We start from the raw sequence: 16,482 nt of genomic DNA, 5'->3' as shown, positions 1-16,482 counted from the left end.
TCGGGCATACGAGACTCCACGACCCCTGCCCGACCCCCCGCTTGACCCGCCAAGATCTCCGACGGTGATACTGGTGGGTCAGCACCGCCCCCGCCCGCAGATTGGCCTATGTCGAACTCCTCCACAGCTCCGCCCACGATCCCCCACACGGTGTGGCTGGCTCGCGGCCGCTACGTCGGGTCCGACGACGCCGCGGATGTCGTACGGCGACAGCTGCAACGGCTCAAGGACCGCGAGGTCATCGACGACCACCTGGAACCCGACGAGGACCAGGATCGGGATGCCGACAAGAGTCAGGATCACGATCATGTCCGTGATCCGCTCGACCGGGTCTTCGAGGCGCGGTGGCGGGTCGAGGGGACGGTGACCGTGCGGGCACGGTTGACGCTTCCGCACGTCCCGGAGCCCGGCTCCGGCCCTGGTTCCGGCTCTGCCGCCTCCGTCTCGGCGGAGGGTCAGGAGTGGGTCCTGGTCGCGGAGGCCGAGCGGGTCTGGGATCCTCGGTGGCCCTCCCCCGCGACCATGTTCTGGCCCGAGGACGCGGACGCCGGCTGGGACCATGTGACGGTTCCGGGGCTGCGCTTCCGGCAGGTCAATCCGCTGCCCTCCGACGAGAAGGATCTGCGGCGCCTGTTCCGGAGCTGCGCGCAGGACGGCTGGAGCATCCACGTCGTCGTGCACGAGGCCATGACCCCGGACGCGCAAGGCCGACTGCCCCTGGCGCGACTGCTGCCCGCGAGCCTCCAGCACCGCGTGGTGGAGCACCGGGCCACACCCGACCAACTACGGTCCGTCAACTGGGCGTTGCTGCGCGAGTTCGACTTCCAGGTGCCGCGCGGCGGTGCCGTGGTGCTGCCCACCAGTCCGGTGGCGCCCTCCTACGACGTGCGCGACTTCTCGGTGCGCAGCGTCTTCCTCGACGGTTCCGAGCCCACCGAACTCGTGGACGTGCTCTGCCGCTACGCCGCCTCCGCGCGTCCCCTGCCGGACGGCGGCCAGGAGGCCGTCACCGCGCTGCGCGAGCAGTGGAAGCTGATGACGATGGAGGAGGAACTGGCCCGGGAGCGCAGGCTCGTGGCCATGTACGCCGAGGCGCTCGAAGCGATGACGAAGTCCCGAGACCTGTACCGGGAGTCCGCGGACCGGGCCAACGAGGCGCTGGCCGCGCTGCGCGACTCCGCCGGCGCCTCCGTGCCCGGAGCGCCGACTCCGCCGGGCGGGTCGCCGTTCCAGCGGACGTTCGGTCGGCTGAGGGACGCGACGAAGGCTCTGCGCCCCGCGCCGCCGACCGACAGCGACCGTGCTGATCCGCCGAGTGACGGCGGTCGCTCGGCCGAGGAGCAGTAGGCGATCGGTGTCGGGGCCGAGGAAACGTCGTTCCTCAAATGACTCCCAGGCCCCTCGGGTATGCCGAAGGCCTACGCAGCGCAATGCCGGTGGTGAAAATAGACCACTATTGGTGATCAGCGCCCACGCGCCCCCGCCGCACCCCGGCCTAGCTTGGCGGCATGCCGATGCAACCCTGGTTCCGCGATGCCAAGTTGGGCATCTTCGTCCACTACGGGATCTACGCCGTCGACGGTGTGCCGGAGTCCTGGTCGTTCTACACGGGCCAGGTCCCGCACGGCCAGTACATGCGGCAGCTCGACGGGTTCACCGCCGCACGCTACGAACCTCGGGCCTGGGCACGGCTGTTCGCGCGGGCGGGTGCCAAGTACGCGGTGCTGACCGCGCGTCACCACGACGGCGTCGCCCTGTGGGACTCGGCCCACGGTGACCTGGACGTGGTCCGCCGCACCCCGGCGGGCCGTGACCTGATCGGGCCGTACGCGGAGGCGCTGCGCGAGGAAGGTCTCAACGTCGGTCTGTACTACTCCCATTCCGACTGGAACCACCCCGACTACGCCAGCACGGTGCACCCCCATCCGCCCGACGAGGAGACACGCACCAACCCGTACGCCTCCGCACGGCCCGGCCACGAGTCCCCGGCCGCCTGGGCCCGCTACCTCGCCTACCGCAACGGCCAGGTCGGCGAGTTGGTCGACCGCTTCCGGCCCGACCTGCTGTGGTTCGACGGCGAGTGGGAGCGCAGCGAAGAGCAGTGGGGCATGCGGGAGTTGGCCGAGCAGATTCTCGCCGGAAACCCCGACACCGTCCTCAATGCCCGCATGCTCAGCTACGGCGACTACGCGACGCCCGAGCAAGGGGTGCCGTTGCAAGCCCCGGACGGGCCTTGGGAGTTGTGTCTGACGGTCAACGACTCATGGGGTTTCCAGCACCAGGACGAGCATCACAAGTCGGTGCGGCAGCTGGTGCGTTACTTCACGGAGACGATCGGGATGGGCGGCAATCTGCTGCTCGACGTGGGCCCGAGGGAGGACGGGACGATAACGCCCGCGCAGACGGAGCGACTTGAGGGGCTCGGCGGGTGGATCGCCCGGCACTCCGAGGCGGTGTACGGCACGGTCGCCGGTCTGCCCGCCGGGCACCACTACGGGCCCAGCACCCTCTCCGCCGACCGCCGCACGCTGTACCTGGTGTGCTTCGATCCGCCGCGCGAGTCGGTGTCGGTGCGCGGCCTGCGTACGCCCGTCAGGCGGGTCACCGTTCTCGGCACCGGCGCCGAACTCGGCCACGACGTCATCGGCGGCCTCGGTGACGTGCCGGGCGTGACGTGGATCGACGCCCCTGGCGCGGCCGACGTGGACGAGCGGGCGACGGTCCTGGCGGTCGAGCTGGACGGGGAGTTGGACGTGTACCGGGGGGCGGGTCGGGACTGAGGCATACACCACCCGTAACACCGGCCCGCACAGCCGGCCTTCAGGTCCCGCCCACCCGTGCCCGAACCGCCCTGGGTGAAGCCCCCAGTTCACGTCGGCACGCCTTGTTGAAGGCCTGCAGATCACCGATGCCGACGGCGGCCGCGATCGCCGGGACGGACAGCGTCGACTCGCGCAGCAGGTGCCGGGCGCGTTCCATGCGGCGGTGCCGGATGTAGGCGACGACCGTGGTGCCGGTCTCGGCGCGGAACAGGCGGATGAGGTGGTTGTGCGAGACGCCGGCCGCGTGGGCCACGTCGGGGACGGTCAGTTGGGCCGCCAGGTTCGATTCGATGTGCGCCACCGCGAGGGCGAAGGCCGGGTGGGGGCCGGTGGTTCCGCCCGCGGCCGGGGTCGCGAGGTCCGCCACGCGCCACAGGACGGTCCACAACTCCGCTGCCGCGCGGGCGGAGTTGCGCGGCGCCGCCGCCACGGCCCGCTGCATCAGGTCGGTCAGCACCGGCGTCTGCGTACCGGCGTCCTGCATCACGGGCACGGTCAGCCGCTCACCGGCCGACGGGAGTTCCAGGTGGGCGAAGAGATGCTCGGAGCGGCCCCGGTAGTGGAACCGCACCAGCGCGCCGGGCGGCACCAGGCTCACATGGCCGGGCCTGATCTCGTGCGCCACACCGTCGACGGTCAACTCCGCCTCGTAGCGGTACAGGTGGAGCTGCCAGAGGTCGGGCAGCCGGAACACGTCGCGCGGGCTCACCGTCCCGTGCACGCCCACGCCGAGGCTGGCCACGCGCGGTGGGGCGTCGAGGCCGATCCGTACGTGGGTTCCGGTGCCGATGGTCGCGCTCACGGTGAAAACGTACCAGTGCCTGACAAGGGGTCGGGGCCTGTCAAGGCTCTTCGAAGCGTTCGGGTGTGATGTTCTTCTCGTCGGCCATACCGGGGCCGTAACCGGGCATCCGGATAGGGCACATGCCATGCGGCCACACCGGAAAAAGGGGCGCCAGTGGACTCGACCACAACCGTGATCGTCATCGCCGCGGTGCTCGCGGTGATGCTGCTCGCCGTGGCCGTCGGAGTGCTGGTGCGGCTCGTCCGTACGCGGCGCACCATGCGGCGCGCGGGGCTTCCGACCGGCCCCAAATGGGTTTTCTGGGGTGCCGTCCTCTACTTCGTACTGCCGACCGACCTGATGCCCGATCCCGTGTATCTGGACGACATCGCCGTACTTCTCCTCGCTCTTCGCACGATGCGCAACTCCCTCGGCGAGCAGGAGAAGGGGCTGCCGGGCGACCTCGACTGACCCCGATGTGCGGAACGGGCTCCTTCCTGTGATTACGCAGCGTAAGGAAACCATTCACTCGTTCGATTCGTATAAGTCTCTGGAAGCAGACGGAAGTCAGCGGGCCAAGCGACCTCGCAGGGTGGCCACCGCTTGTACGAGGTAGTACCGACGAGGGAGAGACGATGCAACCGTTCGCGCTCAACTACGCTCGCCCGGCAGCACAGTTGGAGCTCACCGCTCCGTACAGCTACGACTCCGGACTGCAGTTGAACGTGCTCGCCGACGGACGGGTGGCCGCCCATGATCTCGCTCTGCTGAGAGAACTGGGGACCACGACGTCCACCGCGGGATCGAAGACTCACTTCGACGACTGAACGCGGAACGACGAAAATGACCGTCCTGGTCCTTACCTGCGAAGAGGACGTCACAGCGGACATGGTGGTGGTGCACCTCCACGCGTCCGGCGTCCCCGTGGTCCGGATCGATCCCGCCGACCTCACCGGCGGGGTCGCGCTCTCCGGGGAGTACGTCCACGGAGCCTTCCGCGGCCATCTGTCCGCCGGGGGGCGGCTGGTGAGCGTGAGCGGACTGCGGTCGATCTGGGTGCGCAGGCCGGGTGCCCCGGCGACCCGCGCACCCCAGCCCTCCGCGTGGCTGACCGAGGAGGCCTCACAGGCGCTCTACGGCATGCTCCGCGGCTCCGGCGCCCGCTGGATGAACCACCCCGACGCGTCCCGCCGCGCCCGGCACAAGCCCTGGCAGCTGCGTCTCGCGCAGCGCAGCGGCCTGCCCGTGCCGGCCACCCTCATCACCACGTTCCCGCAGGCCGCGCGCGAGTTCTCGCAGCGCTTCCCGGACCTGGTGGTCAAGCCGGTCTCCGGTGCCCACCCGCAGGATCCGCCCCGAGCGGTGCCGACGAGCCGGGTCGCGCCGGACACCGACTTCGCGGCCGTCGCGTTCGGCCCCACGCTGCTGCAACGCCGGATCGCCAAGCGCGCCGACATCCGGCTCACCGTGGTGGGCGACCGGATGCTCGCCGCCCGCACGGCGACCGCCCCGGACCCCGACCCCGCCGAGGTCGACGTCCGTTTCGCCGTGTCCGTGCAGCCCTGGTGCCCCACCGAGGTCCCGCCGCGCATCGCCGCGGCCGTCCTGACGTACATGCGGGACGCCGAACTGGCCTACGGCGCCTTCGACTTCGCCGAGGACGCCGACGGGACCTGGTGGTTCCTGGAGTGCAACCAGTCGGGCCAGTTCGGCTTCGTCGAGGCGGACACCGGCCAGCCGATCGCCCGGACCATCGCGGAGTGGCTGGCCCTGCCCGCCGCCTCGGAGCGGGAGGGCCTCGTCAACGGGTCGGACAGCGCGATCGCTTGAGCAGTAACGGTTCGCCTGAGGCGGAGGGGGTGAGCGCCCTGGGTCAGGAGTGGCGCTCAGCCCCGTATGTCCCCAGGAGGCTGCACACGGCGTCCTCCTCGACCGCGCGCACCTTGCGCAGCAGTTCCGGGTTCCCCGCCTGGTTCACCTGAGTTGTCAATGAGAAAGTGAGCGCGCGCCGGCCGTCGGGGGTCGCCGCGATCAACTGTGTGTAACCAAGGGTGTTCCCGGTATGTCCGAGAACCGCCCCGCAGCGGGTGTCGTAGCGGAAGAGGGCGAGTCCGGCGCTGTTGCGGCCGGGGCCGGCCGGTTCGGAGGCGCCGGGGATCCAGTGCCGCTGTTCCCGCACGGCCGCCTGAGAGGTGAGGGCCCCGGCGGCGTAGCCGCTGATGAACGCGGCCAGGTCGCGGGGCGAGGAGGTGATGCCGCCCGAGGCCCACACGCCCGACATGCCGATCGCCTCACTGACGTCCTCCGGTCCGGACGGTCCGCCGACGACGTATCCGTGCATGTACGGCTTCGGCATCGCGTACCCCTGGGGCAGGCTCGTGTCGTGCAGCCCCAGCGGCTTGTACACGTCGTGGCGCAGCAGGTCCTCGTAGCGTGCGCCGGTCGCCGCCTCGGCCATCAGCGCTACGGCGATGTTGTCGGAGTTGGAGTAGCGGTACTGCGAGCCCGGGGTGAAGCGCAGCGGTTCGCCGGCCACGAAGTCGAGCAGGCGCCGCGAGTCGAAGTGCCGGCGCGGGTCGGCCTGGAGGAGGCTGCGGAAGCGGGTGCTCTCACTGAAGTCCGGGAGCCCGCTGGTGTGTTGGAGCAGCTGGCGCAGGGTCACCGACCGCCAGGCCCGGGGCAGGTGCGGCAGCCGGGTGCCGATCGTGTCGTCGAGGGCGAGCTTGTGCTGTCGTACGAGACTCAGGGCCACCGCTCCGCTGAACGCCTTGCTGGTGCTCGCGGTGCGGGTGTGGTCGTTCGGTTCGAGCGGGCGGCCGGTGGTGATGTCTGCGGTGCCTGCGCGGAGAACGCGCTGGTGATCGCCGTCGCGCAGGACGACGATCACGCCGGGCGGGCCGTCGGGGGCAGCGACCAGTTCGTCGAGGCCGCGCTGGAGGGAGTGGTCGTCGGCCGCGGCGGGCGACGCGGGCACGAGGGCGCCCACGCAGGTGGCGACCAGGAGGGAGACGAGGCGGAGCGGCAAGGGCATGGAGTGTCCTGGGGGCAGTGGGGTCGGGGCACGACCAGAATCCGGGGGCGCGTCGGTGCCCGCGCGGCCACGTGCTCCATACGGCCCCCTCCCCCTGTTCGCCTCCCGCGGTGTTGCCCCGCGCGGCGGGCTGTGCCGTAATCGGATGACCCGCGGTTCGGATCTTGGCGGTGCCGCGCCGTGCCGGAAGGAGCGGCTGGGATGGACGCTTACGGTGCCGGGGACGGTGTCTCGGCCGCCCCGGGCGGGCTGCTGGACCTGTTGCGGGTCGCGGCGGTGGTCCTGGACGCCGGCGGGTACATCGCGCTGTGGAGTCCCGAGGCGGAGCAGTTGCTCGGCTACTCCCCCGAGGAGGCGCTGACGCAGCGCGCGGACCGGCTGCTGGTGTCGCCCGACGACCGGGTCAGGGCGCGTGAGCTGTTCGCCCAGGTGGGCTCGGGTGCCCGCTGGGCCGGCGTGTTCCCCCTGCTGCACCGGGACGGCAGCGAGCGGCTGGTGGAGTTCCGCACGATGCGGCTGCGTGACAGCCGCGGTCAGGCGCATCTGCTGGGGCTCGCGGCGGACGCCACGACCGTACGGGGCGTGGAGCGGGACCTGGCCCTGTCCCACAGCCTGGTGCGGCAGACGCCGGTGGGCATCGCGGTGTTCGACACCGATCTGCGGTGGGTCGGCGTCAATCCGGCCCTGGAGCGCATCAACGGCGTACCGGAGGACGAGGTCGTCGGGCGCCGCGTCGGCGAGGTGCTGCCCGGTCTGGACGTCGCGGCCATCGAGTCGCGGATGCGGCATGTGCTGATCACCGGCAAGCCGCTGCTCGACCAGCAGACCGTGGGGCGGACGGCGGCCGACGTCGTGGACCGGGCGTACTCGGAGTCGTACCACCGCATCGAGGACGCGCAGGGTCGGGTGCTCGGGCTGGCGATGGCCGTCCTGGACGTCACCGAGCGGGAGCAGGCGGCCGACGAGGTCGCGCAGGCGCGCCAGCACCTGTCCGTCGTGGCGGAGGCCGGGGTGCGGATCGGGACCACGCTGGACCTCCAGCAGACCGCGCGGGAACTGGCCGACGTCGCGGTGCCGCATGTCGCCGACCTGGCGGCCGTCGACGTACTGGAATCGGTCGTCACGGACGGCACGATCACTCCGGTGACCGAGGACGCGCAGGTCGAGTTCCGGGCGCTGGCCGTCGCCGCGGGCTATCTCACCGACGCGATCCACGCGGCCGACCCGGTGGGCGAACTGGCCACCTACGGCCCCAACCGCATCATCACCCGGTGCGTGCGCGAGGCCGGACCGATCCTGGTCGAGCGGGTCGACCCGCCGATGATGCGCCGCATCGCCAGGGACGGGCGCGCCGCCCAGACCCTGCGCATGGCGGGCGTCCACTCCTACCTGGCCGTCCCGTTGATGGCCCGCGGCGAGGTCCTGGGCACACTGAGCCTCTACCGCACCGTCAACGACCGCCCCTTCGACGAGCAGGACCGCGTCCTCGCCTCGGAACTCGCCGCGCGCGCCGCGATCTGCATCGACAACGCCCGCCTCTACGGCCGCGAGCGCACCACCGCGCTGACCCTCCAACGCAGCCTGCTGCCACCGGCCCCGGCCCGGCAGGAGGGCCTCGACATCGCCGCCCGCTATCTCCCGGCGCTGAGCGAGGTCGGGGGCGACTGGTACGACGTGCTGCCGCTGGGGCCGGGCCGCACCGGCCTCGTCGTGGGCGACGTGATGGGCAAGGGCGTCCAAGCCGCCGCCATCATGGGGCAGTTGAGCACCGCGACCCGCGCACTCGCCCGGCTCGACCTCCCGCCGGCGGAGCTGCTGCACCACCTCGACGACCTCACCGGTTCCCTCGGTGACGCGATCGCCACCTGCGCGTACGGCGTCGTCGACCTCGGCCGGGGCACCTGCGCCCTGTCGAGTGCCGGGCATCTGCCGCCCGTGCTGATCCACCCCGACGGCACCGCGGAACTCCTCGACATCCCCGGCGGAGTCCCGCTCGGCGTCGGCGGGGTGGACTTCGGGACCGCCGAAGTCGACTTCACCACAGGCGCGTTGCTCGCCCTGTACTCCGACGGGCTGGTGGAGAACCGCGGCGAGTCGATCGACGTGGGGCTGCACGCGCTGACGCGGCTGTTGCAGAGTTCCCGCCGTCCCCTGGAGCAGACGAGCGACATGCTCCTCAACGCGCTGCGCCCGGAACCCGACGACGACGTCGCGCTCCTCCTGGTCCGCGTCACCGGCTGACCGGTCCGGTCAGGCGCCCGTGGTCGAGCCCGGACGGATGATCATCAGGACGGTGACGGTCGCCCACAGCAGGTTGAAGATGCCGGTGAACATGGCGAGTTGAACAGTCCCGGAACGCTCCACGGGCCGCTGTGCGCCCAGTTCCTCCAGGAGCTCGTCCTGGCGGGGCAGCACGAACGCGATCAGGATGCCGGCCGCCACCGCGGTGAGCGTGATGGAGGCGATGAGCCAGCCGCTGCTCAAGACGCCCATGGCGGAAGCGGTCGCGAAGCCGAAGAGGGGCACCGCCAGCCCGACCGCGCCGTAGACACGGCAGATGCGGTGCAGCAGTCGTACGGTCGTCACCCCCGCGTCGGGTCCGTCCGCGCCCGTGAGAGCGCGGCGGGCCGCCGGTGGGAACATGCTGGCGGCGACGGTGACGGGGCCGACCGCGACGATGGCGGCCAGGACGTGCAGAGTGAGAAGGATCTTGGTCACCGGCTCAGATTAGGGAGATCCCGTCCGGCAGCACAGGGGCTGGAACGACAGCTTCCAACGGATTCCCGCCAACCCATCCCATCAGCCTGCTGAGGCAGATGGCCATGTCACATCCCTGGCGGGAATCCGCCTATCGTGGGGTTCATGCACACCGTCGCGATCCTTGTTCTCGATCATGTGGTGCCGTTCGACATGGCGACACCGATGGAGGTGTTCGGCCGTACACGGCTGCCGGACGGCCGGAACGCCTACCGGGTCCGGGTGTGCGGTGAGACGCCGGACGTGCGGACGGACGGGTTCGCGCTGCGGGTCGACCACGGGCTCGAAGCGCTGGCGGACGCCGACACCATCATCGTGCCGGGCCGCTCGGAGCAGGCCGCGCCGCCCTCCGCCCGGGTGCTGGCGGCGCTGCGGGAGGCGGCAGCGGCGGGTACCCGGATCGTGTCCATCTGCGTGGGCGCCTTCGTGCTGGCCGAGGCCGGGCTGCTGGACGGGCTGCGCGCCACCACGCACTGGGTGGCCGCCGAACTGCTGGCCCGCACCTATCCGTTGGTCAAGGTGGAGCCGGACGTGCTGTACGTCGACAACGGGCAGATCCTCACCTCGGCCGGGGCCGCCGCCGGGCTGGACCTGTGTCTGCACCTCATCCGGCGGGACTTCGGCTCGGCGGTCGCCGCGGACGCGGCCCGGCTGTCGGTCATGCCGCTCGAACGCGAGGGCGGGCAGGCCCAGTTCATCGTCCACCGGCACCCTCCGGTCCCGCAGGGCTCGACCCTCGAACCGCTTCTCCGGTGGATCGAGGACAACCTCTCCCACGAGGTCACGCTGGGCGCGCTGGCGACGCGATCGGGCATGAGCGAGCGTACGTTCAGCCGCCGTTTCCGCGAACAGACGGGCAGCACACCGCTTCAGTGGCTGCTGCGGGCCCGCGTACGACGCGCCCAGTACCTGCTGGAGAACAGCGACCACACCATCGAACGCATCGCCCAGCAGGCGGGGTTCGGCTCCCCCACCGCGTTCCGCGAACGTTTCCGCCGGGTGGTCGGCACGAGCCCGCAGGCGTACCGCTCGGCGTTCCAGGGCAGGACGGTCCCCGAAGCGGCGCTCTCCTGACAGACCTACGCCAGGGCGCGTCCGTCCGCGACCGCGCTCCCCGGGGTGCTGCGCGCCTCCGCCAACAGGGCGTCCGCCTTGACGATGGCCTCCCGGATGCCGGTGGTGCCCATCATCACGCAGAGGGTGTGGACGACGTCGTTCAACTCGTCGGCCGCCTGCGGTCGGTGGCGCTCCGCCTGGGAGATGCGCAGCACCGCGTACCGGGTGAGCAGTTTTCTGACGGCCTTCGGGTCCGGCACGAGCACGGAACACCCCTCTCTCGCTTTCTGCACCGTATGCCCGGTCGGCGCCGCGGCAAGCACACGACTACGACACCCCGCCGCGCTGTTGACGCGAAACCGACGGGCAGTGGGTCAGGCGACCTGCCCGCTGTGCAGCGCCGTGTACGCCCCGCCCCGGCGCAGGAGTTCGTCGTGTGTGCCGACCTCCAGGATCTCCCCGTCCCCCATCACCACGATCCGGTCGGCCCCTCGGATGGTGGACAACCTGTGGGCCACCACAAATGTCGTACGGCCGCGCAGCAGCCGGGCGAGCGCCTGCTGGACCAGGGCTTCCGAGCGGGTGTCCAGGGCCGAAGTCGCCTCGTCCAGGACGAGCACCTTGGGGTCGCGGATCAACGCCCGTGCGATGGCGAGGCGTTGACGCTGGCCGCCGGACAGCCGGGCCCCGCGCTCGCCGACCAGGGTCTCCAGGCCCTGCGGCAGCTTCCCCACGAACTCCATGGCGTTGGCGTCCCGCAGCGCCGCGCGCACCGCATCCTCGTCGGCGTCGTCCATGCCGTAGGCGACGTTGTCGCGGATCGTGCCCTCGAAGAGGATCGACTCCTGGGGGACGACCGAGACGAAGCGGCGGTAGGTGCGCAGGTCGAGGGTGTTCATGTCGATGCCGTCGAGCAGGAGTTGGCCGGTGGTGGGGCGAATGAAGCCGATGACCAGGTTGAGCACGGTGGATTTTCCGGCGCCGGACGCGCCGACGAGGGCGACGGTCTCGCCGGGTGTCACGGTGAGGGTGAAGTCGTGCACGGCGGGCCGGAGTTGGTCACCGTCGTAGGTATGACCGACGCTCCGGAAGGTGACGGCTCCGCGCACCTCGGTGACCTCCGCCTTGCCCTCGTTGTCCTCCAACTCGGGCGCCTGGAGCACCTCGCCGACCGAACGGACCGATTCCAGGCCCTTGGTGATGACCGGGGCGAGGCCGGTGAGGGTCGTGGTGGAGTTGGTGAGCGTGGTCAGGAAGGCACTGAGCATGACGACGTCACCGGCGGTGACTCCCCAGGCGCCGTAGTACGAGACCAGTGCCGCGCCGGCGAGGACCAGGACGCCGACCACGTTCAGCACCACCCACGCCAGTGAGCCGAAGCGGCCGTTGAGCAGGTCGAGGCGGTTTCCCGAGGTGAGGAGTCGGCGCAGGGTGCCGTCCATGCGGCGCAGGGCCTTGCCCTCCAGGCCGTGCGCGCGGGTGACCGGGATGAGGCGGGTCATCTCCGTCACGCGGGAGGACAGGGTCTCCACCTCGTGGCGGAAGTGCTCGTTGTGGGTACGCAGCCGTGCCCGCAGCCTGGACACGAGGAGCGCGGCGACCGGTACGACGACGATGAAGACGGGCACGAACTCCGGTGTACGGAAGCCGATGATGACCAGGCCGCCGGTGAGCACGGTGATCGCGCCGAGTCCGGTCTCCGCGGTCTGCTGGACCATCTGCTCGACCGTCTCCACATCGCGCACGACCTTGGCCTGGAGCACTCCGGCGCTGACCCGGGAGTGGTAGCCGATGGAGAGCTGCTGCATGCGGGTGCACAGTGCCGAGCGCAGGTCGGTGCCCATGCGGCGGACGCTGCCGTAGAGGAGGCGGACGTAGAGCACGTGCAGGGGGTAGTTGATCAGCAGGATGAACAGGATGATGCCGGTGCTCGTCCAGAGCCTGCTGACCGGCTGGTGCTGGACGACGGTGTCGATGATGGTCGCGGTGATCAGGGGAAGCAGCCAGATGGGGCTGTGTTTGACCGTGAACACGGCGACGGCCCAGGTCAGGCGTCTTCGGTCGGCGCGGAACAGGTAGGCGAGGGTGCGGATCGGGTGTTCGTCGCGGTAGCGGTGGTCGAGCGGTTTCTCCGTGGACGACGCCATCGGTGGTGGTCCTCCCCCTGTGACCGGTTGGCGGGCAAGCGCTTACTGCCCTTGCCCGCCATGTCTACACCTCAGACGTCATGGCCTTCTCAGACGGCGTCCAGTTCCGCGATCTCATCGGCGGAGAGGGTGAGTTCGGGTGCGGCGGCCGAGTCGCGGATCGTCTCGGGGCGGCTGGCGCCCGGGATTGGTACGACGACCGGCGACTTGGCGAGCATCCAGGCCAGGCACACGCGCTGCGGGCTGACGTCGTGCTTCTCGGCGATGCGGGCGAACGGCGCGTAGGCGGAGCCGAGTTCACCGGCGCGGGCGATGCCGCCGAGGGGGCTCCAGGGCAGGAACGCGATGCCGAGTTCGTCGCAGAGGTCCAACTCCGGTTCGCTGGAGCGGAAGGACGGGGAGAACTGGTTCTGCACGGAGACCAGTCGGCCGTCGAGGATCTCGTTCGCCAGCCGGATCTGCTCCGGGTTCGCGTTGGAGATGCCGGCCATGCGGATCTTGCCCTCGTCGAGCAACTCCCGTACCGCGCCGACCGAGTCCGCGTACGCGACCCTCGGGTCGGGGCGGTGGAACTGGTAGAGCCCGATGGCCTCCACGCCGAGCCGGCGCAGGGATGCCTCGCATGCCTCCTTCAGGTAGCCGGGGCTGCCGTTCAGGGTCCAACTGCCGTCCCCGGGGCGCAGATGGCCGCCCTTGGTGGCGACGAGGACGTCCGCGCCCCGGTCGTGGGAGGCGAGGGCCTTGGCGATCAGGGTCTCGTTGTGTCCGACCTCGTCGGCGTGCAGGTGGTAGGCGTCGGCGGTGTCGATCAGCGTCACGCCCGCGTCGAGTGCGGCGTGGATGGTCGCGAGGGAGCGTGCCTCGTCCGGCCGCCCCTCGATCGACATGGGCATACCGCCCAGGCCGATCGCACTGACCTCGACGTCACCGATACGGCGGGTGTCCATGCTGGTGCTCCTCCTCCGGCTGTCACGCGGAACCGTGCCGTCCCGCGCCGCCGGAGCCGGATCTCGGATCGCGGATCTCGGGCACGACGGGCAGGACGCATCTTCCAGCTTCTCCGGCCCGGGTCCGTAGGTCCAATAGAAGAAATCGAACGGACCCAGCAGTGGGACTGCTCAATCAGACGGCTCAGTCGGACTGCTCAGTCGGACTGCTCAACGGGAGGCGACTTTGGCGATGAACGCCGTGATGCTGGTGACGGTCCGTTGGATCTTCTCCTCCAGGGTGAGTGATTCGGGCAGCCGTGCGCCGATGCCCGCGTCCTTCTTGCCGCGCACGTACAGCGAGCAGGCGAGGTCGCTGCATATGTAGGCGCCGACGGAGTTGCCCTGCTGCCCGGCCCTGCCCGCCTTCGCGGCGGTCATCAGCGAGACGCCTCCGGTGTGGGTGGTCACGCACATCGAGCACATGCTGCGCCGCGTCTGCCAGGAGCCGGCACCGGGACAGCGCAGGGCGATCGCCGTCGGACGGCCGTCCAGCTCGATCGCGAGGTAGGCGCGGTCGGGGGCCTGGGGGTCCCGCCAGCCGAGGAAGTCCAGGTCGTCCCAGGGCCGCTCGACCAGGTCCCGGGGGACGGACAGACGCTTGGCCTCGCCCTTGGTGCAGTTCACGAAGGCGGCGCGGATCTCCCGCTCAGTCAGTGGTCTCATGAACGGCACGCTAGTTTGCCTAAAACCTTTAGGCAAATACATAATGGCTATCGCCGAATGGGAGGAAGGTTATGGCCAGAGCAGGACTGACGCCGGAGCGGCTGACCGTGGCGGGGGCGGAGCTGGCCGACGAGGTCGGCTTCGACCAGGTGACCGTCTCGGCACTCGCCCGGCACTTTGACGTCAAGGTCGCCAGCTTGTACTCGCATCTGAAGAACTCACAGGAACTCAAGACCAGGATCGCCCTGTTCGCCTTGGAGGAACTCGCCGACCGGGTCTCCGACGCGGTGGCCGGGCGGGCCGGCAAGGACGCCCTGGCCGCCTTCGCGGACGCCTACCGCGACTACGCCCGGGAGCACCCCGGCCGGTACGCGGCGGCACGGCTCCGGCTCGATCCCGAGACGGCGGCCGCCAGCGCCGGGGTGCGGCACTCCCAGATGACACGGGCGATCCTGCGCGGCTACGACCTGGAAGAGCCGGACCAGACACACGCGGTCCGGATGCTGGGCGGCGTCTTCCACGGCTACGTCAGCCTGGAGCTGGCCGGAGGCTTCGAGCACAGCGCGCCCGACGCGCGGGAATCCTGGGCCTGGATCGTGGATTCGCTCGACGCGCTGCTGCGGAACCGGGCCGCGCCCCACGTCTGACGTATTCCTGATCTGGCGTATCCCGGTTCCGGATCCGACGTACTCCGGTTCCGGGTCTGACCTATTTCCCGTTCCGGGTCTGCCCCATTCCGGACACCTTGATCAACAGGCTGAGGCAATGAGCACCGAGTACGACACGATCACCACACCCGTCACCACCGACATGCTGCGCGGTTTCCTCGACGTGGAAACGACCGCGCACGGTCTGCTGCCGCATCGGCTGCCCGCCCGGGCGCGTCGGCAGATCCCGGACGCCCAACTGACCGTGGCCGAGGCTCAGCCCTCCGGTGTACGGCTGGTCTTCCGTACCCGGGCCACCACGATCGAACTGCACACGCTGCCCACGAAGCGCGTCTACCTGGGGTTCCCGGCCCCGGCCGACGGTGTGTACGACCTGCTGGTCGACGGCCGTCTCACCGCCCAGGCCACGGTGGCCGGCGGCAACGTGCGCACGATCACCGACATGGTGACCCAGTCCTCCGAGCTCACGCAGGGAGAGCCCGGCACCGCCCGGTTCGCCGACCTGCCGGCGGGTGACAAGGACATCGAGATCTGGCTCCCGCACACGGAAGCCACCGAGCTGATCGCCCTGCGCACCGACGCTCCCGTCGAGAAGGCGCCGGACAACGGGCGCAAGGTGTGGCTGCACCACGGCAGTTCCATCAGCCACGGCTCGAACGCCACGCATCCGACGGCGACTTGGCCGGCGCTGGCTGCCACTCAGGGCCAAGTGGGGCTCGTCAACCTGGGGTTCAGCGGCAGCGCGCTACTCGACCCGTTCACCGCCCGTGCGATGCGGGACACCCCCGCGGACCTGATCAGCGTCAAGATCGGCATCAACGTCGTCAACGCCGACGCGATGCGCCTGCGCGCCTTCACCCCGGCGGTCCACGGCTTCCTCGACACCATCCGCGAGGGGCATCCGACCACACCGCTGCTGGTCGTGTCCGCCATCCTCTGCCCGGTCCAGGAGGACACCCCCGGCCCCCTCATGCCCGACTTCGACGGCGGAACCCTGCGTTTCAGGGCGACAGGCGATCCGGCCGAACGCGCCGCCGGGCGCCTGACGCTCACCGTCATCCGCGACGCACTCGCCCGCATCGTCGAACAGCGGGCGACCGAGGACCCGAACCTCCACTACCTCGACGGCCGTTTCCTCTACGGCGAGAAGGACTACGCCGAACTCCCGCTCCCCGACGAGGTCCATCCCGACCCGGCGGGACACCGGCACATCGGCGAGAACTTCGGGCGGCTCGTGTTCGGTGAGGGCGGCGCCTTCGCGGCCAGGACCGGGACCGAGTGACACGGCTGAGTCGGCTGAGTCGGCTGAGTCGGCTGAGTCGGCTGAGCAGGATCACGGTTGCACGGCGGCTCAACTGAGCGGACACGAGCGGGACTTCGAGGCGGGTCCGCAGAACCAGCGGCATTCCTCGCCGTCCAACTACCGTGCGCGGGCCGGGAACCACGCGTTGCGGGCGGCGACAGCTCCGCCGCCCCCCACCGCCACCCCCACACGCGGGGCCCACTGAACCAGCTCGGCGCCCCCCCCCCCCACCCGGTGCGCGTCCACCCGTCACAGGCCGCGC

At 70.6% G+C, this 16,482-nt stretch carries 16 protein-coding genes; 9 read left to right on the top strand and 7 right to left on the bottom strand.

The window, feature by feature from the left end; genetic code table 11:
- Positions 1–108: 108 nt before the first annotated feature.
- Together ACFWP5_RS12810 and ACFWP5_RS12805 are read left to right on the top strand one after the other, a co-directional pair.
- Positions 109–1,347 carry a hypothetical protein gene (locus ACFWP5_RS12810; RefSeq protein WP_384154369.1) on the top strand — a complete coding sequence of 413 codons (1,239 nt, stop codon included), beginning with the start codon at positions 109–111 and terminating at the stop codon, positions 1,345–1,347.
- A 161-nt stretch (positions 1,348–1,508) separates the two neighbouring features.
- On the top strand, positions 1,509–2,780 hold the full coding sequence (locus tag ACFWP5_RS12805) for an alpha-L-fucosidase (protein ID WP_384154367.1): 1,272 nt from the start codon (positions 1,509–1,511) through the stop codon (positions 2,778–2,780).
- Positions 2,781–2,820: 40 nt separating this feature from the next.
- Here the strand turns inward: ACFWP5_RS12805 and ACFWP5_RS12800 are convergent, their stop codons facing one another.
- Complete coding sequence (locus ACFWP5_RS12800) at positions 2,821–3,624, bottom strand: helix-turn-helix domain-containing protein (RefSeq protein ID WP_384154365.1); 804 nt, start codon at positions 3,622–3,624, stop codon at positions 2,821–2,823.
- Positions 3,625–3,780: 156 nt separating this feature from the next.
- Between ACFWP5_RS12800 and ACFWP5_RS12795 the strand changes: the two genes are divergently transcribed.
- The 3 genes from ACFWP5_RS12795 (at position 3,781) to tgmB (ending at position 5,436) form a co-directional block, all read left to right on the top strand.
- Positions 3,781–4,077, top strand: a complete 297-nt coding sequence (locus ACFWP5_RS12795) for a YkvA family protein (RefSeq protein WP_384154363.1) — start codon at positions 3,781–3,783, stop codon at positions 4,075–4,077.
- A 164-nt stretch (positions 4,078–4,241) separates the two neighbouring features.
- Positions 4,242–4,433: a putative ATP-grasp-modified RiPP gene (gene tgmA, locus ACFWP5_RS12790; protein WP_033283043.1), complete on the top strand. Its 192-nt coding sequence runs from the start codon at positions 4,242–4,244 to the stop codon at positions 4,431–4,433.
- A 16-nt stretch (positions 4,434–4,449) separates the two neighbouring features.
- Positions 4,450–5,436, top strand: a complete 987-nt coding sequence (gene tgmB / locus ACFWP5_RS12785; RefSeq protein ID WP_384154361.1) for an ATP-grasp ribosomal peptide maturase — start codon at positions 4,450–4,452, stop codon at positions 5,434–5,436.
- Between the two features lie 43 nt (positions 5,437–5,479).
- Here the strand turns inward: tgmB and ACFWP5_RS12780 are convergent, their stop codons facing one another.
- On the bottom strand, positions 5,480–6,637 hold the full coding sequence (locus ACFWP5_RS12780) for a serine hydrolase domain-containing protein (RefSeq protein WP_384154359.1): 1,158 nt from the start codon (positions 6,635–6,637) through the stop codon (positions 5,480–5,482).
- Between the two features lie 201 nt (positions 6,638–6,838).
- Between ACFWP5_RS12780 and ACFWP5_RS12775 the strand changes: the two genes are divergently transcribed.
- Positions 6,839–8,878, top strand: coding sequence for a SpoIIE family protein phosphatase (locus ACFWP5_RS12775; RefSeq protein WP_384154357.1), 2,040 nt, complete (start codon positions 6,839–6,841; stop codon positions 8,876–8,878).
- Positions 8,879–8,887: 9 nt separating this feature from the next.
- Here ACFWP5_RS12775 and ACFWP5_RS12770 read toward each other — a convergent pair whose 3' ends face one another.
- On the bottom strand, positions 8,888–9,355 hold the full coding sequence (locus tag ACFWP5_RS12770) for a hypothetical protein (RefSeq protein ID WP_384154355.1): 468 nt from the start codon (positions 9,353–9,355) through the stop codon (positions 8,888–8,890).
- 144 nt (positions 9,356–9,499) lie between these two features.
- On the opposite strand from ACFWP5_RS12770, the gene ACFWP5_RS12765 reads away from it, so the two are divergent.
- On the top strand, positions 9,500–10,468 hold the full coding sequence (locus ACFWP5_RS12765) for a GlxA family transcriptional regulator (RefSeq protein WP_384154353.1): 969 nt from the start codon (positions 9,500–9,502) through the stop codon (positions 10,466–10,468).
- A 5-nt stretch (positions 10,469–10,473) separates the two neighbouring features.
- Here the strand turns inward: ACFWP5_RS12765 and ACFWP5_RS12760 are convergent, their stop codons facing one another.
- The 4 genes from ACFWP5_RS12760 to ACFWP5_RS12745 form a co-directional block, all read right to left on the bottom strand.
- A complete protein-coding gene (locus tag ACFWP5_RS12760) occupies positions 10,474–10,716 on the bottom strand; it encodes a DUF5133 domain-containing protein (RefSeq protein ID WP_384154351.1) in 243 nt (80 codons plus the stop codon).
- A 108-nt stretch (positions 10,717–10,824) separates the two neighbouring features.
- The gene (locus tag ACFWP5_RS12755; RefSeq protein WP_384154349.1) at positions 10,825–12,597 is read right to left on the bottom strand and encodes an ABC transporter ATP-binding protein; all 1,773 of its coding nucleotides are present in this window, start codon (positions 12,595–12,597) and stop codon (positions 10,825–10,827) included.
- A gap of 89 nt (positions 12,598–12,686) precedes the next feature.
- A complete protein-coding gene (locus tag ACFWP5_RS12750; protein WP_384154347.1) occupies positions 12,687–13,544 on the bottom strand; it encodes an aldo/keto reductase in 858 nt (285 codons plus the stop codon).
- A 210-nt stretch (positions 13,545–13,754) separates the two neighbouring features.
- Positions 13,755–14,249: an FBP domain-containing protein gene (locus ACFWP5_RS12745; RefSeq protein WP_384154345.1), complete on the bottom strand. Its 495-nt coding sequence runs from the start codon at positions 14,247–14,249 to the stop codon at positions 13,755–13,757.
- 71 nt (positions 14,250–14,320) lie between these two features.
- On the opposite strand from ACFWP5_RS12745, the gene ACFWP5_RS12740 reads away from it, so the two are divergent.
- Together ACFWP5_RS12740 and ACFWP5_RS12735 are read left to right on the top strand one after the other, a co-directional pair.
- Positions 14,321–14,896, top strand: a complete 576-nt coding sequence (locus tag ACFWP5_RS12740; RefSeq protein WP_384154343.1) for a TetR/AcrR family transcriptional regulator — start codon at positions 14,321–14,323, stop codon at positions 14,894–14,896.
- Positions 14,897–15,014: 118 nt separating this feature from the next.
- The gene (locus ACFWP5_RS12735) at positions 15,015–16,199 is read left to right on the top strand and encodes a GDSL-type esterase/lipase family protein (protein ID WP_384154341.1); all 1,185 of its coding nucleotides are present in this window, start codon (positions 15,015–15,017) and stop codon (positions 16,197–16,199) included.
- Positions 16,200–16,482: the final 283 nt, after the last annotated feature.

The sequence above is a fragment of the Streptomyces sp. NPDC058469 genome, from assembly GCF_042721125.1.
Lineage (GTDB): Bacteria > Actinomycetota > Actinomycetes > Streptomycetales > Streptomycetaceae > Streptomyces.
The sequence above is the reverse complement of the archived record's forward strand: the minus strand, read 5'-3'. Positions and strand labels throughout refer to the sequence as shown.

Excerpts from the sequence above, each read along its gene's own strand:
- tgmA (WP_033283043.1), top strand. The coding sequence starts at position 4,242 with ATGCAACCGTTCGCGCTCAACTACGCTCGCCCGGCAGCACAGTTGGAG.
- ACFWP5_RS12805 (WP_384154367.1), top strand. The coding sequence starts at position 1,509 with ATGCCGATGCAACCCTGGTTCCGCGATGCCAAGTTGGGCATCTTCGTC.
- ACFWP5_RS12745 (WP_384154345.1), bottom strand. The coding sequence starts at position 14,249 with ATGAGACCACTGACTGAGCGGGAGATCCGCGCCGCCTTCGTGAACTGC.
- ACFWP5_RS12735 (WP_384154341.1), top strand. The coding sequence starts at position 15,015 with ATGAGCACCGAGTACGACACGATCACCACACCCGTCACCACCGACATG.
- ACFWP5_RS12775 (WP_384154357.1), top strand. The coding sequence starts at position 6,839 with ATGGACGCTTACGGTGCCGGGGACGGTGTCTCGGCCGCCCCGGGCGGG.
- ACFWP5_RS12740 (WP_384154343.1), top strand. The coding sequence starts at position 14,321 with ATGGCCAGAGCAGGACTGACGCCGGAGCGGCTGACCGTGGCGGGGGCG.
- ACFWP5_RS12765 (WP_384154353.1), top strand. The coding sequence starts at position 9,500 with ATGCACACCGTCGCGATCCTTGTTCTCGATCATGTGGTGCCGTTCGAC.
- ACFWP5_RS12750 (WP_384154347.1), bottom strand. The coding sequence starts at position 13,544 with ATGGACACCCGCCGTATCGGTGACGTCGAGGTCAGTGCGATCGGCCTG.
- tgmB (WP_384154361.1), top strand. The coding sequence starts at position 4,450 with ATGACCGTCCTGGTCCTTACCTGCGAAGAGGACGTCACAGCGGACATG.
- ACFWP5_RS12810 (WP_384154369.1), top strand. The coding sequence starts at position 109 with ATGTCGAACTCCTCCACAGCTCCGCCCACGATCCCCCACACGGTGTGG.
- ACFWP5_RS12780 (WP_384154359.1), bottom strand. The coding sequence starts at position 6,637 with ATGCCCTTGCCGCTCCGCCTCGTCTCCCTCCTGGTCGCCACCTGCGTG.
- ACFWP5_RS12755 (WP_384154349.1), bottom strand. The coding sequence starts at position 12,597 with ATGGCGTCGTCCACGGAGAAACCGCTCGACCACCGCTACCGCGACGAA.